A 14,881-nucleotide genomic window follows, 5' to 3' on the forward strand; every position below is an offset into this window, starting at 1 on the left:
CATGTACCTGACACCTCAGCATATCCTGCTCGCTGGCGCCTCTGGCCTGACCGGCGAACACCTGCTCGACCGCCTGCTCAACGAACCCACCGTGACCCGCGTGCTGGCGCCCAGCCGCAAGCCGCTGGCCGAGCATCCGCACTTGGAAAACCCGGTGGGCGACCCGGCGGTGTTCCTGCCGCAACTGAGCGGCCAGGTGGATATTGCCTTCTGCTGCCTGGGTACCACCATCAAGAAAGCCGGTTCGGAAGAAGCTTTTCGTGCCGTCGACCTGGATATGGTCGTGGCCTTTGCCAAGCGCGCGCGGGAGATGGGCGCGCGGCACCTGATCGTGATCAGTGCGATTGGCGCCGACCCGAAATCCTCGGTGTTCTACAACCGGGTCAAAGGGGAAATGGAACAGGCACTCAAGGCGCAGGACTGGCCGCAACTGACCATCGTGCGGCCTTCGTTGCTGCTGGGGGAACGGCTGGAGCCCCGCTTGGCCGAGCAACTGGCCGGGCCGCTGTCACGGTTGATTCCGGGGAAATACCACGGCATTGAAGTCTGCGAACTGGCCCGGGCCATGTGGCGCCTGGCGCTGGAAGAGCAGGACGGGGTGCGGGTGGTGGAGTCGGACGAACTGCGCAAGCTCGGTAAGTAAGGCCTCCCACATTAGTTTTGTGGTGCCCAGGTCAGCGCTAGAGCCCGCCCGTGGCGTTAAATCCCACACCGAGCACCGTCAACACTGACAGCGGCAATAAAAGCGTGTCGAGCAACGCGCTGGCCGGCAGGTCGACGCCGGGATAGCTGGGCGCCTCGGCACCGAACCGGTCCTTGGCACAGCAGCCTCCGTTCATTGCATACAAATCCAATCGCGTGCCGGCATACACCACCGGCGCGCCGGGCTGCGCGGCGTCCAGGGTCCGCGCGGTGGCGCAGCCGGCCAGTTGCAGCGCCAGTATCACCAACAGCGCCTTATTCATCGCTGCTCAAATGGTGTTCGCCCCAACGCGGCAGCATGTCCTGGGGGATATTCAACAGGTTGAGAATGCGCGCCACCACGAAATCCACCAGGTCATCGATGGTCTGCGGCTGGTGATAGAAGCCGGGCGACGCTGGCAGGATGGTCACCCCCAGGTTCGACAGCTTGAGCATGTGCTCCAGATGAATGCTCGAGTACGGCGCCTCACGCGGCACGAGGATCAACTGGCGGCGCTCCTTCAGCGTCACGTCGGCGGCGCGTTCGATCAGGTTGTTGCAAGCGCCGGTGGCAATCGCCGACAGCGTACCGGTGGAGCACGGCACCACGACCATTGCCGCCGGCGCACCGGAGCCCGAAGCCACCGGCGACATCCAGTCTTCCTTGCCGTAGACCTTGATCTGCCCCGCCGCCGCACCGGTGTACTCGGTGAGGAAGGCTTGCATCATCTGCACCTTGGCTGGCAGCGCGACATCAGTCTCGGTGGCCATCACCAACTGCGCGGCCTTGGAGATCAGAAAGTGCACCTCACGGTCTTCACGCACCAGGCAATCGAGCAGGCGCAAGCCATAGGGCGCGCCGGATGCGCCGGTCATCGCCAGGGTGACGCGCTCCGGGCCACTCATTTCAGGGCCTCGGCCAGTTTGCCGTGCAAGCCGCCGAAGCCGCCGTTGCTCATCACCACCACATGGGTGCCAGGCTTGGCCTGGTGCTTGACGAACGCAATGATGCCCTCGATGGAGTCACAGACTTTCGACGGCACCGTGCACTGCGCCGCAATCGCCGGCAGGTCCCAGCCCAGGTTGGCAGGGGCATACCACACCACCTGGTCGGCATCGTTAACGCTTTCCGGCAGGCCGTCGCGGTGTGCGCCGAGCTTCATGGAGTTTGAGCGCGGCTCGACAATCGCAATGATCGGGGCATCGCCAACGCGTTTGCGCAGGCCGTCGAGGGTGGTGGCAATGGCCGTTGGATGGTGGGCAAAGTCGTCGTAGATGGTAATCCCATTCACGTCGGCGACCTTTTCCATACGGCGCTTCACGCTCTTGAATGCGCTCAACGCAGCAATGCCCATGGACGGCACCACGCCCACATGCCGCGCGGCCGCCAGGGTGACCAAGGCATTGGCGACGTTGTGCTGGCCAGTCATGTCCCACTCGACGATGCCTTGGGCCTCGCCTTCAAACAGCACTTCAAACCGGGAACCGTCTTCACTGAGCAACTTGACCTGCCATTGCCCACCCGCGCCGGTGGTTTGCACCGGGGTCCAGCAGCCCATCTCGATCACGCGTTGCAAGGCCGGCTCGGTGGTCGGGTGGATGACCAGGCCTTCGCTCGGAATGGTGCGTACCAAATGGTGGAACTGGCGCTCGATGGCCGCCAGGTCGGGGAAGATGTCGGCGTGATCGAACTCAAGGTTGTTGAGGATCGCGGTGCGCGGACGGTAGTGGACGAATTTGGAGCGCTTGTCGAAGAACGCACTGTCGTACTCGTCGGCTTCGATCACGAAGAACGGCGTATCCCCCAAGCGCGCCGACACCGAGAAGTTCTGCGGCACGCCGCCGATCAGGAAGCCCGGGCTCATGCCCGCGTGTTCCAGCACCCAGGCGAGCATGCTGCTGGTGGTGGTCTTGCCGTGGGTGCCGGCAACGGCCAATACCCAGCGACCTTGCAACACATGGTCGGCCAGCCACTGTGGACCGGACACGTAAGGCAAGCCTTTGTTGAGCACGTATTCGACAGCCGGATTGCCCCGGGACATGGCATTGCCGATCACCACCAGGTCCGGCACCGGGTCGAATTGCGCCGGGTCGTAACCCTGGGTCAGCTCAATGCCCTGGGCCTCGAGTTGCGTGCTCATGGGTGGGTAAACATTGGCATCGGAGCCCGTTACGTGATGGCCCAGTTCTTTGGCCAGAACCGCCATCGAACCCATGAAGGTGCCGCAAATACCAAGAATATGAATGTGCATAGTCGACCTCGTAAACATCGAGGCAGGTTAGCGCAGGGGGGCGAAAATCGCACTCTTTAGCTGTAGGACCGATCTATGGAGCCGCCCGTGCAATGCCGTGCCGGCGCAGCTTTCTATACAGCGTGTTACGGCTGACACCCAGCTGCTCCGCCGTATGGGTCATGTGCCAGCGTTGTTGCTCCAGGGCCGTGAGCAGGGCGAGTCGCTCGGCGTCGCCCAGGGGCGACTCTGCAAGCCTGGCCTCGGCCACTGCTTGCGGCCGTGCCTGGCGAATCAACGCGGGCAAATCCTCAAGGCCGACCCGCCCGTCGTCGCACAGCGCCGCCAGCGTACGCAACACCGTGCGCAGTTGCCGGACGTTGCCGGGCCAGGGGTAGGTCAGCAGCGCCGAACGCGCCGCCGGGTCGAGTTTTATGCTCTGGCCGCCCGCCTCCTGCGCCAGCAGGAAATCCAGCAACTGAGGCTTATCGCTGCGTTCACGCAACGCTGGCAAACCGACTTCCAGGCCGTTGAGGCGGTAATACAGGTCTTCCCGAAAACTTCCGTCCTGCACGCGCTCCAGCAAATTCCGGTGAGTCGCGCTGATAATTCTGACATCAACCGCCTGGGGCTCGCCGCCGATGGGCACCACCATGCGGTCCTCCAGCACCCTTAACAGGCGCGTCTGCAGCGCCAACGGCATATCGCCGATTTCATCGAGGAACAGCGTACCGCCGTCAGCCTGCTGCAACTTACCCTGCATGCCGTCCTTGCGCGCGCCGGTAAAGCTGCCGCCGCGATAGCCGAACAGCTCGCTTTCGATCAGGCTTTCCGGGATGGCGGCGCAGTTGAGGGCAACGAACGCCTTGTCGGCACGCTGGCTGGCGTGATGCACCGCCTTGGCGAAGGCCTCTTTGCCGGAGCCGGTTTCGCCGTTGATCAGCAAGGGCACATCGCGCTCGAATACCCGCAGCGCTTTGCGGAAGTCGCTCTGCAGCGCCGGGTCGCCGAGGCAGATACCGGCCAGGCGCACGGGCTCAGGCTTGGCGATGGGCGCGGGCACACTGCGTGATTGACCACGCAAGGCCGCGAACAAGTGCCGGCCATCCCGCGTGCGCAATGGCCAACTGGCGGTGGCATTGGCACTGGCGCGACCGAGCAGTTGGTCCAGGGAACACTCGAACAACGCCTCCACCGGTTGCCCCAGCAACCCGCCACGCACCTGCCCCAGCAGGTTGAGTGCGCTCTGGTTGACGGCACATATCCGCCCTTCGCCGTCAAACGCCAACAACCCTTCGCTGAACAGGCCCACCGACTCGGCCTGCAGGTGAAAGCGCAGCAGCCAATGGTTTTCGAAGTGACGCAGGAAGTAGCAACTCTCGATCATCTTCGCCGACAGGTTGACCAGCGCCATGGTGTGGAACTGGCTCTGGCGCGACACCTCCTCCCGGGCCGACGACACGTCCAGCACCGCCAAGAGGTCGCCGTGGGGGTCGAACACCGGGCTCGCCGAACAGGTCAGCCCGGTGTGGCGCCCACGAAAATGTTCATCGCGATGAATGGTCAACGACTGGCGTTCCACCAGGCAGGTGCCGATGCCGTTGGTGCCCTCGCACGCTTCGCTCCAATCGGCACCGAGCCACAACCCGGCGCGTTCGAAAATCTTGCGCTCGGACGGCGCCGTGACACAGTTGAGGATCACCCCACGGGCATCGGTCAGCAGCACCGCATGGCCCGCGCCCGACAGCTGCTGGTGCAGGCTGTTCATCTCGCTGCCGGCGATATGCAGCACCTGTTGCAGGCGCTCGCGGCTTTCCAGCAGACGGCCGTGCTCAAGCACCGTAGGGGCGATGGTCTGGGCAGGATCGAGGTGGTAGTCCTCCAGGCAGCGCAGCCAGGATCGGGCGATGGACGGGTCACTCGACGGGTCGCGCCCACGGGCCACAGTGAGGACTTGCTGGGCATGGCGACTGAAATGATCGTTGTGCATGTTCTTATTATTCTCCCTGCGTGAGAGCCCCCAGCATCCCCCAGGCACCCAGCCAATGCAATCCCGGACCGACTCGCCGGTCACGGCCTGTACCGTTTATGGCACAAACTGTCACAGCGCCTGTACCACCCGTGTCACAGCAATGCCTTGCAACAAACCCCAAGCCCTTGATTTTCCTGGCCTGCAAAGCAGTGGCCCAACCTTTGCTCTACGCTTTATCAAGCGCTTGCGCGCTGCACTCCAATAAACATAAAAGCCAGGAGATACCCACCATGCGTTACGCACACCCCGGTACTGAAGGCGCGATCGTTTCGTTCAAGGCCAAGTACGGCAACTACATTGGTGGCGAATTCGTTGCCCCGGTCGATGGCAACTATTTCACCAACACCTCGCCGGTCAACGGGAAGCCTATCGCCGAATTCCCGCGCTCCACTGCCAAAGACATCGACAAGGCGCTGGACGCCGCCCACGCTGCCGCTGACGCCTGGGGCAAGACCTCGGCCCAGGACCGCTCGCTGGTGCTGCTGAAAATTGCCGACCGCATCGAACAGAACCTCGAACTGCTGGCCATCACCGAAACCTGGGACAACGGCAAGGCCGTGCGTGAAACCCTCAACGCCGACATCCCGCTGGCCGCCGACCACTTCCGCTACTTCGCCGGTTGCATCCGCGCCCAGGAAGGCACCAGCGCCGAGATCAACGAACACACCGCGTCCTATCACTTCCACGAGCCGCTGGGCGTGGTCGGCCAGATCATCCCGTGGAACTTCCCGCTGCTGATGGCCGCGTGGAAACTCGCCCCGGCCCTGGCCGCCGGCAACTGCGTGGTGCTCAAGCCTGCCGAGCAAACACCGCTGGGCATCAACGTGCTGCTGGAAGTCATCGGCGACCTGCTGCCACCGGGCGTGCTGAACGTGGTGCACGGCTTCGGCAAGGAGGCCGGCGAAGCCCTGGCCACCAGCAAGCGCATCGCCAAGATCGCCTTCACCGGCTCCACCCCGGTGGGCTCGCACATCATGCATGCGGCGGCCGAGAACATCATTCCGTCGACCGTCGAGCTGGGCGGCAAGTCGCCGAACATCTTCTTCGCCGACATCATGAAAGCCGAACCGTCGTTCATCGAGAAAGCCGCCGAAGGCCTGGTGCTGGCGTTCTTCAACCAGGGCGAAGTGTGCACCTGCCCATCCCGCGCGCTGGTGGAAGAGTCGATCTACGACGATTTCATGAAAGCAGTGATGAAGAAAGTCGAGCAGATCAAGCGCGGCGACCCGCTGGACACCGACACCATGGTCGGCGCCCAGGCGTCCGAGCAGCAGTTCGACAAGATCCTGTCCTACCTGGAAATCGCCAAGGGCGAAGGCGCGCAATTGCTCACCGGCGGCAAGGTCGAGCAGCTCACCGGCGATATGGCTGGCGGCTATTACATCCAGCCGACCCTGCTCAAGGGCACCAATGAAATGCGCGTGTTCCAGGAAGAAATCTTCGGCCCGGTGGTGAGCATCACCACCTTCAAGGACGAAGCCGAAGCCCTGGCGATTGCCAACGACACCGAGTTCGGCCTGGGCGCCGGTGTGTGGACCCGCGACATCAACCGCGCCTACCGCATGGGCCGCGCGATCAAGGCGGGCCGCGTGTGGACCAACTGCTACCACCTGTACCCGGCGCATGCCGCGTTTGGCGGTTACAAGAAGTCCGGCGTGGGCCGTGAGACCCACAAGATGATGCTGGATCACTACCAGCAGACCAAGAACCTGCTGGTGAGCTACGACATTAATCCGTTGGGCTTCTTCTAACTAACCCCTCCCACAGTTGAAATGCACTCAAATGTGGGAGGGGCTTGCCCTCTCCCACACTTAGCTCTCCACAAGTACTTGCCAATTGCATTCGGCACACAGAGGCCGAGTTAAAAAACAATAACAATGAAAGGTACTTTCCCATGCCTAGCGAACCGACTGGATCTTCTGTCGACTTCGAAAAAGTCGACTCCCAATACTTCCAACAACGCGAACTGAAAAAAGGCGCCGCCGGCTGGGTCCTGCTGGTTGGCCTTGGCGTTGCCTACGTCATCTCCGGCGACTACGCCGGCTGGAACTTCGGCCTGGCCCAGGGTGGCTGGGGTGGGATGTTCCTCGCCACATTGCTGATGGCCACCATGTACCTGTGCATGTGCTTTTCCCTGGCCGAACTGTCTTCCATGATCCCCACCGCCGGCGGTGGCTACGGTTTTGCCCGCAGTGCCTTCGGGCCCTGGGGCGGGTTCCTGACGGGCACCGCCATCCTGATCGAATACGCCATCGCCCCCGCCGCCATCGCGGTGTTTATCGGCGCCTATTGCGAGTCGCTGTTCGGCATCGGCGGCTGGATGATTTACCTGGCGTTCTACATCATCTTTATCGGCATCCATATCTTTGGCGTCGGCGAAGCCTTGAAGCTGATGTTCGTGATCACCGCCATCGCCGCGATTGCGCTGGGCGTGTTCCTGGTGTCGATGGTGCCGCACTTCAATGTCGCCAACCTGCTGGATATTCCGGTGACCGAGGCCAAGGGCGCCAGCACCTTCCTGCCATTTGGCTATGTTGGCGTGTGGGCGGCGATCCCCTATGCGATCTGGTTTTTCCTCGCCGTAGAGGGCGTGCCGCTGGCCGCCGAAGAAACCAAGAACCCCAAGCGCGACCTGCCCCGGGGCCTGATCGGCGCCATTGTGGTGCTGACCAGCTTTGCCCTGTTGATCCTGGTGATCGCACCGGGCGGCGCGGGCACTTACGCACTGGTCAAATCCGGTAACCCGCTGGTGGAAGCGCTGGCGCTGTCCTATGGCGGTTCGACCTGGATGGGCAGTTTCGTCAACCTGGTCGGCCTGGCCGGCTTGATCGCGAGCTTTTTCTCGATTATCTACGCCTATTCGCGGCAGATCTTCGCCTTGTCCCGTGCCGGCTACCTACCGCGCAAACTGTCCCAGACCAATAAGAGCAAGGCCCCGGTACTGGCGCTGGTGATCCCCGGGATTATCGGCTTCGGCCTGTCGCTGACCGGCCAGGGGGACTTGTTGATCCTGGTGGCGGTGTTTGGCGCGACCATTTCCTACGTGCTGATGATGGCCGCGCACATTACCCTGCGCATCCGTCGCCCCAAAATGGACCGGCCTTATCGCACGCCGGGCGGCATCTTCACCTCCGGTGTCGCCCTGGTACTGGCCTGCGTGGCCGTCGTTGCGGGCTTTTTGGTGGATCCGCGGGTGGTGATTGGCGCCGCGATCATCTATGGAGTATTAATTGCTTACTTTGCTTTCTACAGCCGGCATCACTTGGTAGCAGGCACGCCCGAAGAAGAATTCGCCGCGATCCAGGCCGCAGAGGCCGCCTTGCACTAACTGCCGTAAACCTCGACGCGGGTTCCTCTCCTGCCCGCGTCGTCAAGGAGACACTGTATGGCAAGCTTTTCCCACGCGGTGGGTGCACAGACCTACCGCTTCGACAGCCTCAAGGACGTGATGGCCAAGGCCAGCCCCGCGCGCTCCGGGGACTTTCTCGCCGGCGTCGCCGCGCAGAACGACGGTGAGCGGGTGGCGGCACAAATGGCCTTGGCCAATATTCCGCTCAAGCACTTCCTCGAAGAAGCGCTGATCCCCTATGAAAGCGATGAAGTCACGCGGCTGATCATCGACACCCACGACAAGCAGGCTTTCGCCGTGGTCAGCCACCTGACCGTCGGCGGCCTGCGCGACTGGCTGCTCAGCGACGCCGCCGATGAACAATCCCTACGCGCATTGGCGCCGGGGCTGACACCGGAAATGGCCGCGGCCGTATCCAAGATCATGCGCGTGCAGGACCTGGTCCTGGTGGCGCAGAAGATCCGAGTGGTTACCCGGTTTCGCGGCACCCTGGGCCTGCGTGGGCGCCTGTCGACCCGCCTGCAACCCAACCACCCGACCGACGAACCGGCGGGCATCGCTGCGAGCATTCTCGATGGCCTGCTTTACGGCAACGGCGACGCCATGATCGGCATCAACCCGGCCACCGACAGCATCGCCTCGATCTGCGCCATGCTGGAGATGCTCGATGCGATCATCCAGCGCTACGAAATCCCCACCCAGGCCTGTGTGCTGACCCACGTCACCACTTCCATCGAAGCCATCAACCGCGGCGTGCCGCTGGACCTGGTGTTCCAGTCGATTGCCGGCACCGAGGCGGCCAATGCCAGTTTCGGCATCAGCCTGAGCGTGCTGCAGGAAGGTTACGAGGCGGGCTTGAGCCTGAACCGGGGCACCCTGGGCCAGAACCTGATGTATTTCGAAACCGGCCAGGGCAGCGCCTTGTCGGCCAACGCGCATTTTGGCGTCGACCAGCAAACCTGCGAAACCCGCGCCTATGCGGTGGCCCGCCATTTCAAGCCGTTTCTGGTCAACACCGTGGTCGGCTTTATCGGCCCCGAGTACCTGTACAACGGCAAGCAGATCATCCGCGCCGGCCTTGAAGACCACTTCTGCGGCAAGCTGCTGGGCGTGCCCATGGGCTGCGACATCTGCTACACCAACCACGCCGAAGCCGATCAGGACGACATGGACACCCTGCTGACCCTGCTGGGTGTTGCCGGGATCAACTTCATCATGGGCATCCCCGGCTCCGACGACATCATGCTCAACTACCAGACCACCTCGTTCCACGACGCCTTGTACGCTCGCCAGACATTGGGTTTAAAACCGGCGCCGGAGTTTGAACAGTGGCTGGCCAAAATGGGCATCTTTACGCAAGCCGACGGCAAGGTGCGCTTCGGCAACAGCCTGCCACCGGCGTTTCGCCACGCCCTGGCGCAATTGGGATGAAGGAGCCGCCTGTGCAACTCGACCTGCCTGAAAACCCGTGGCTGGAACTGCGCCGCCTGACCCCGGCGCGAATTGCCCTGGGCCGCACCGGCACCAGCATTCCCACCAACGCCCAACTTGATTTCCAATTTGCCCACGCCCAGGCACGGGACGCGGTGCACCTGCCCTTCGACCATGCCGGCCTGAGCAGTCAGTTGGCCGAGCGTGGGCGCGATAGCCTGTTGCTGCACAGTGCCGCAACCGACCGGCACAGCTACCTGCAACGTCCGGATCTGGGGCGGCGCCTGAGTGACGAGTCGGCCCAGCGCCTGCGGGATTACGCGGCTGCGCATCCGGGCGGCATGGACCTGGCAGTCGTGGTGGCGGACGGTCTGTCGGCGCTGGCAGTGCATAAACATACGCTGCCATTTCTGACGCGCATGGAAGAACAGACCCACGCCGAAGGGTGGTCCTTGTCGCCGGTGATCCTGGTGGAACAAGGCCGCGTGGCGGTCGCGGATGAAATCGGGCAACTGCTCGGCGCCAAGATGGTGGTGATCCTCATCGGTGAACGGCCGGGGCTCAGTTCGCCGGATAGCCTGGGCCTGTACTTCACCTATAACCCCAAGGTCGGCCTCACCGATGCCTATCGCAACTGCATTTCCAATGTACGCCTGGAAGGCCTGAGCTATGGCATGGCGGCCCATCGCCTGCTGTACTTGATGAGAGAGGCGTGTCGCCGGCAACTGTCGGGGGTCAATCTGAAGGACGAGGCGCAGGTTCAGACCCTTGAATCCGACGATCCGGACCTGATGAAGGGCAATTTCCTGCTCAGCCCACCCACCGACTGATCCCGGCACGATTGCGCTTTTTCGCGCCTTTAGGCAGCATCAAGTCACGGCCGCTCGTGTGGTCATACCCCATTTGGAAGTTGAGGCCTGGCATGCGGATTACTCAAGCGACCCTGGAACACCTGGACCTGTTGACCCCGTTGTTCGTCAAGTACCGCGAGTTCTACGGGGCCCTGCCCTTTCCGGATTCGTCACGGGCCTTCCTGGAAAAGCGCCTGCGCCGCAAGGAGTCGGTGATCTACCTGGCCCTCGCCGATGACGACGACAAACGCGTGCTCGGGTTTTGCCAGCTTTACCCGAGCTTTTCCTCGCTGTCGCTTAAACGCGTGTGGATCCTCAACGACATCTATGTGGCCGAAGACGCGCGCCGGCAACTGGTGGCGGATAACCTGATGCGCACGGCGAAGAAAATGGCCAAGGAAACCCACGCGGTGCGGCTGCGGGTATCGACCAGCAGTGACAACCAAGTGGCGCAGAAGACGTACGAGTCCATCGGGTTTCGTGAAGACACCGAGTTCAAGAACTACACCTTGCCGATCAGCGAAGACTGACGCCCTGACAGCATGGACACCTTGTGGGAGGGGGCTTGCCCCCGATGGCGGCTGGTCAGTCAGACTATTTATAACTGACCCACCGCTTTCGCGAGCAAGCCCGCTTCCACATTGAGTTTCTGGCGATCTTCAGACCTCACGCCACGACATCCCCCGCTACAAAACCAACAGGCTTTTCACCTCTCAATCCGTATAATGCGGACCTTTCAGGGTTGTAAGAAACACTACATACACGTGTAGCCTTATTACCCGAGCTTCCGCACAGGCCTGCCGAGTCGGGCCGTTCACACAGGTGCCATCCATGGATTTCAACCCGCTCGACCTTATCCTGCATCTCGACGTGTACCTCGACATGCTGGTAACCAATTATGGTCCGTGGATATACGCCATTCTGTTCCTGGTTATCTTTTGCGAAACCGGCCTGGTGGTCATGCCGTTCCTGCCGGGTGATTCGCTGCTGTTTATCGCCGGCGCCGTGGCAGCAGGCGGTGGCATGGACCCGGTATTGCTGGGCGGGCTGCTGATGCTGGCGGCAATCCTCGGTGACAGTACCAATTACGTGATCGGGCGAACGGCGGGAGAACGCCTGTTCAGCAACCCGAACTCGAAAATCTTCCGCCGCGACTACCTGCAAAAGACCCACGATTTCTACGACAGGCACGGCGGCAAAACCGTGACCCTAGCGCGCTTCCTGCCGATCCTGCGCACCTTTGCGCCGTTCGTCGCCGGCATCGCGAAAATGCCCTATGCACGGTTCTTCGGTTTCAGCGTGCTGGGCACCATCCTCTGGGTCGGCGGCCTGGTGACCCTGGGCTATTTCTTCGGCAACGTGCCATTTATCAAGAAAAACCTCTCGCTGCTGGTGGTGTTCATCATCCTGCTGTCGCTGGTGCCGATGATCATTGGCGTGTTCCGCAGCCGCTTTGGTCGCACGTCTTCAGAAGCCAAGTCGCAGTAACCCGGCATGTGGTCCCTCAGTGCCTGGCGGCGCCGGCGCCTGCTGGCCAAGCACCCGATTGCCGATGACACCTGGCAGCGGGTGCGCCACCACCTGACCCTCCTCGACGGCATCAGTGCCGAGCAGGATCAGTGGCTGCGCGAAGCCTGTGTGGTGTTCCTCGCCGAAAAACACCTCACCGCCCTGCCCGGCGTCGAGCTGCACCAGGAACAACGCCTGCTGCTCGCCGCCCAGGCGCAATTGCCGCTGATGAACCTGGGCGACCTCGACTGGTACCAGGGCTTCCATGAAATCGTGCTGTACCCCGACGACTTCCTCAGCCCCCAGCGCCATCGCGACAGCAGCGGCATCGAACACGAGTGGGACGGCGAACACAGCGGCGAGGCCTGGCAGCAAGGCCCGGTGATTCTTGCCTGGCCCGGCGTACTGGCCAGCGGTCAGTGGGAAGGCTACAACCTGGTGATCCACGAACTGGCCCACAAGCTGGACATGCTCAACGGCGACGCCAACGGCCTGCCGCCGCTGCACCACGACATGCGCGTGCAGGAGTGGGCCAGCGTGATGCAGGGTGCTTATGACGACCTCAATCGCCAGCTGGACGCCAACCCCGACGCCGAGACGGAGATAGACCCGTACGCGGCGGAAAACCCGGCGGAGTTCTTTGCCGTCACCAGCGAATATTTTTTCAGTGCCCCGGATTTACTCGTCAACAGTTATCCACAGGTGTACGCCCAACTCAGCCGCTTTTACCGCCAGGATCCCTTGGCCCGCCTGACCCGACTGCAAGCGCACGACCCGCGTTATCAGCCACAAGGCGAATGACCGTACGACGTCTGGCGCATGGCATCGCCGTCAGAATATGCCTATAATCGCCGCCACTTTTAGGCCAATCCGGCCATGTCATATGGCCAACTACGGGGGCAACGCCCAATGAGCTACAGCAAGATTCCGGCTGGCAAAGACCTGCCGAACGACATCTACGTCGCCATCGAGATTCCGGCCAACCACGCGCCGATCAAATACGAAATCGACAAAGACAGCGACTGCCTGTTCGTTGACCGTTTCATGGCCACCCCGATGTTCTACCCGGCCAACTACGGTTTTATCCCGAACACCCTGGCCGACGACGGCGACCCCCTCGACGTGCTGGTCGTAACCCCTTACCCGGTTACCCCAGGCTCGGTCATCCGCGCTCGCCCAGTCGGCATCCTGAACATGACCGACGACGGCGGTGGCGATGCCAAAGTGATCGCCGTGCCACACGACAAGCTGTCCCAGCTGTACGTGGACGTGAAGGAATACACCGACTTGCCGCCACTGCTGCTGGAACAGATCAAGCACTTCTTCGAGAACTACAAAGACCTCGAAAAAGGCAAATGGGTGAAGATCGACGGTTGGGGCAACGCAGACGCCGCCCGCGCCGAAATCATGAAGTCGGTCGCTGCCTACAAAGACTGATACCTGCTACTCATTGCCTCGGCAATTGAAAAAGCCCCGATTATTCGGGGCTTTTTTTGTGGGAAAAATTAAACGACAAGTTCAATATTTTATAGACTTAGTTTAATCACCATTAAAATCCGAAGCGCCAAGCTACAACTAAGCAAAAACCTACAGACCCAACTCAACGCATGGTTTATTTGATGTATTTTTCCGGCCAGTAAACTCTGCGTTTATGAATACATCAGGTGATCGCTTAAAAGCGCTATTACGGGAAGTTCATCTTTCCGCTTCCGACTTCGCCAAGAACCGTGGTGTCACACCTCAACACGTGAACAACTGGTTCAAACGCGGTGTACCCATGGGCCGACTCAACGAGATCGCAGAACTGCTATGCATCTCCAGCCGTTGGCTACGCACCGGCGAAGGCCCCAAACACCCACCGGCCAACTTCCTGCTGGAAGGCCCCGGCACCAGGAAAGGACTCCTCACCCGCGAAGAAACTGGCAAATACCTCACAGGCCCCGCCTGCCGCCCGGAAAAAATCGACGTGGAAATCCCCCTCCACCCCACCTTCACCTCAACCGAACGCATCCGCGTCTCCCTGCACACCCTCGAAACCCTCAACGTCAACCCCGACCGCGCGCTGGGCGCCTACATGGTCGACAACAGCATGATCGACATCATCCAACAAGGCGCCACGCTCGCCATCGACAAAGGCCGCACCCAAATCATCGACGGCGAAATCTACGCCGTCGAACACGATGGAATGCTACGCATCAAATACCTCTACAACCGCCCAGGGGGTGGCTTGCGCATGCGCAGCCACAATGCCGGTGAACATCCGGACGAATACCTGAGCCACGAACAACGGTTTGAGCAGAACTTCCAGATCGTGGGGTGGGTGTTCTGGTGGTCCACCCTGAATAACCGCCGCCCACCCGTGCCGCTGGATGAGCATCTTTTGGGCTGGGAAGGCTCTAAATCGGATCCGGAGGTGGGCAACTGAAGTGAATGTGGGTATCATGCGCCGCACATTTGGCAGGGGGTTGCGTTGCGCGATCCACCCTGCTCGGCGATGCGGAGGATTTCCCGCGGATGCCCCTACTATTCAGCCCGACGCAATGTGGGCTGAGCGATTTGAAGGCTGCTGAGGTTTGTCAAAAACAAGCTGAGGCAGTCAGCGAGAAGCCGGCCACAAGCCGGCTTTTTAATATCTGACAGTCCCCACAACTGTCCAACAGCTATTGGACAATTGAGTAATCAAAAGCGGGTTGCTATACCCTGCCCTTCTCTCAGTCGCCTTACGCGGACTGCAAACACTCCACAGCCAGATCCGCCACCATCTCCACCAAATGCATCACCGCTCTCTGCGGCGCAC

At 61.5% G+C, this 14,881-nt stretch carries 14 protein-coding genes; 10 read left to right on the plus strand and 4 right to left on the minus strand.

What is annotated here, in order from left to right:
• Position 1: 1 nt before the first annotated feature.
• Positions 2–643, plus strand: a complete 642-nt coding sequence (locus AC07OT_RS14440; RefSeq protein WP_027605224.1) for an oxidoreductase — start codon at positions 2–4, stop codon at positions 641–643.
• 37 nt (positions 644–680) lie between these two features.
• Here AC07OT_RS14440 and AC07OT_RS14445 read toward each other — a convergent pair whose 3' ends face one another.
• From AC07OT_RS14445 to AC07OT_RS14460, 4 genes are all read right to left on the minus strand, one after another.
• Positions 681–965 (minus strand): YceK/YidQ family lipoprotein, encoded by a 285-nt coding sequence (locus tag AC07OT_RS14445; RefSeq protein WP_027605223.1) that lies wholly within the window; start codon positions 963–965, stop codon positions 681–683.
• Positions 958–1,587 carry a flavin prenyltransferase UbiX gene (gene ubiX / locus AC07OT_RS14450; protein ID WP_027605222.1) on the minus strand — a complete coding sequence of 210 codons (630 nt, stop codon included), beginning with the start codon at positions 1,585–1,587 and terminating at the stop codon, positions 958–960. Before ubiX ends, AC07OT_RS14445 begins: the two co-directional genes overlap by 8 nt.
• Positions 1,584–2,933 carry a UDP-N-acetylmuramate:L-alanyl-gamma-D-glutamyl-meso-diaminopimelate ligase gene (gene mpl, locus AC07OT_RS14455; protein WP_053138137.1) on the minus strand — a complete coding sequence of 450 codons (1,350 nt, stop codon included), beginning with the start codon at positions 2,931–2,933 and terminating at the stop codon, positions 1,584–1,586. Before mpl ends, ubiX begins: the two co-directional genes overlap by 4 nt.
• A gap of 73 nt (positions 2,934–3,006) precedes the next feature.
• The gene (locus AC07OT_RS14460; RefSeq protein WP_495108346.1) at positions 3,007–4,902 is read right to left on the minus strand and encodes a sigma-54-dependent Fis family transcriptional regulator; all 1,896 of its coding nucleotides are present in this window, start codon (positions 4,900–4,902) and stop codon (positions 3,007–3,009) included.
• Between the two features lie 272 nt (positions 4,903–5,174).
• Here AC07OT_RS14460 and exaC point away from each other — a divergent pair, with 272 nt between their 5' ends.
• The 9 genes from exaC (at position 5,175) to AC07OT_RS14505 (ending at position 14,509) form a co-directional block, all read left to right on the plus strand.
• The gene (exaC, locus tag AC07OT_RS14465; RefSeq protein WP_495108347.1) at positions 5,175–6,695 is read left to right on the plus strand and encodes an acetaldehyde dehydrogenase ExaC; all 1,521 of its coding nucleotides are present in this window, start codon (positions 5,175–5,177) and stop codon (positions 6,693–6,695) included.
• A 143-nt stretch (positions 6,696–6,838) separates the two neighbouring features.
• Positions 6,839–8,272, plus strand: coding sequence for an ethanolamine permease (eat, locus tag AC07OT_RS14470; RefSeq protein ID WP_024077594.1), 1,434 nt, complete (start codon positions 6,839–6,841; stop codon positions 8,270–8,272).
• Positions 8,273–8,329: 57 nt separating this feature from the next.
• The gene (locus tag AC07OT_RS14475; RefSeq protein ID WP_027605218.1) at positions 8,330–9,724 is read left to right on the plus strand and encodes an ethanolamine ammonia-lyase subunit EutB; all 1,395 of its coding nucleotides are present in this window, start codon (positions 8,330–8,332) and stop codon (positions 9,722–9,724) included.
• Complete coding sequence (gene eutC, locus AC07OT_RS14480; RefSeq protein WP_495108348.1) at positions 9,721–10,554, plus strand: ethanolamine ammonia-lyase subunit EutC; 834 nt, start codon at positions 9,721–9,723, stop codon at positions 10,552–10,554. Before AC07OT_RS14475 ends, eutC begins: the two co-directional genes overlap by 4 nt.
• Before the next feature lie 92 nt (positions 10,555–10,646).
• Positions 10,647–11,105, plus strand: a complete 459-nt coding sequence (locus tag AC07OT_RS14485; RefSeq protein ID WP_027605216.1) for a GNAT family N-acetyltransferase — start codon at positions 10,647–10,649, stop codon at positions 11,103–11,105.
• Between the two features lie 301 nt (positions 11,106–11,406).
• On the plus strand, positions 11,407–12,063 hold the full coding sequence (locus AC07OT_RS14490) for a DedA family protein (RefSeq protein ID WP_027605215.1): 657 nt from the start codon (positions 11,407–11,409) through the stop codon (positions 12,061–12,063).
• 6 nt (positions 12,064–12,069) lie between these two features.
• Positions 12,070–12,885, plus strand: coding sequence for a M90 family metallopeptidase (locus AC07OT_RS14495; RefSeq protein WP_495108349.1), 816 nt, complete (start codon positions 12,070–12,072; stop codon positions 12,883–12,885).
• 108 nt (positions 12,886–12,993) lie between these two features.
• Positions 12,994–13,521, plus strand: a complete 528-nt coding sequence (gene ppa, locus AC07OT_RS14500; protein ID WP_495108350.1) for an inorganic diphosphatase — start codon at positions 12,994–12,996, stop codon at positions 13,519–13,521.
• A 214-nt stretch (positions 13,522–13,735) separates the two neighbouring features.
• Positions 13,736–14,509 (plus strand): LexA family transcriptional regulator, encoded by a 774-nt coding sequence (locus tag AC07OT_RS14505; protein WP_115487504.1) that lies wholly within the window; start codon positions 13,736–13,738, stop codon positions 14,507–14,509.
• Positions 14,510–14,881: the final 372 nt, after the last annotated feature.

The organism is Pseudomonas sp. GW821-FHT09C10, assembly GCF_059418085.1.

Coding starts and splice junctions, on each gene's coding strand:
- ubiX (WP_027605222.1), bottom strand. CDS start 1,587: ATGAGTGGCCCGGAGCGCGTCACCCTGGCGATGACCGGCGCATCCGGC.
- AC07OT_RS14475 (WP_027605218.1), top strand. CDS start 8,330: ATGGCAAGCTTTTCCCACGCGGTGGGTGCACAGACCTACCGCTTCGAC.
- AC07OT_RS14445 (WP_027605223.1), bottom strand. CDS start 965: ATGAATAAGGCGCTGTTGGTGATACTGGCGCTGCAACTGGCCGGCTGC.
- AC07OT_RS14505 (WP_115487504.1), top strand. CDS start 13,736: ATGAATACATCAGGTGATCGCTTAAAAGCGCTATTACGGGAAGTTCAT.
- AC07OT_RS14490 (WP_027605215.1), top strand. CDS start 11,407: ATGGATTTCAACCCGCTCGACCTTATCCTGCATCTCGACGTGTACCTC.
- AC07OT_RS14460 (WP_495108346.1), bottom strand. CDS start 4,902: ATGCACAACGATCATTTCAGTCGCCATGCCCAGCAAGTCCTCACTGTG.
- AC07OT_RS14440 (WP_027605224.1), top strand. CDS start 2: ATGTACCTGACACCTCAGCATATCCTGCTCGCTGGCGCCTCTGGCCTG.
- eat (WP_024077594.1), top strand. CDS start 6,839: ATGCCTAGCGAACCGACTGGATCTTCTGTCGACTTCGAAAAAGTCGAC.
- AC07OT_RS14485 (WP_027605216.1), top strand. CDS start 10,647: ATGCGGATTACTCAAGCGACCCTGGAACACCTGGACCTGTTGACCCCG.
- mpl (WP_053138137.1), bottom strand. CDS start 2,933: ATGCACATTCATATTCTTGGTATTTGCGGCACCTTCATGGGTTCGATG.
- ppa (WP_495108350.1), top strand. CDS start 12,994: ATGAGCTACAGCAAGATTCCGGCTGGCAAAGACCTGCCGAACGACATC.
- eutC (WP_495108348.1), top strand. CDS start 9,721: ATGAAGGAGCCGCCTGTGCAACTCGACCTGCCTGAAAACCCGTGGCTG.
- AC07OT_RS14495 (WP_495108349.1), top strand. CDS start 12,070: ATGTGGTCCCTCAGTGCCTGGCGGCGCCGGCGCCTGCTGGCCAAGCAC.
- exaC (WP_495108347.1), top strand. CDS start 5,175: ATGCGTTACGCACACCCCGGTACTGAAGGCGCGATCGTTTCGTTCAAG.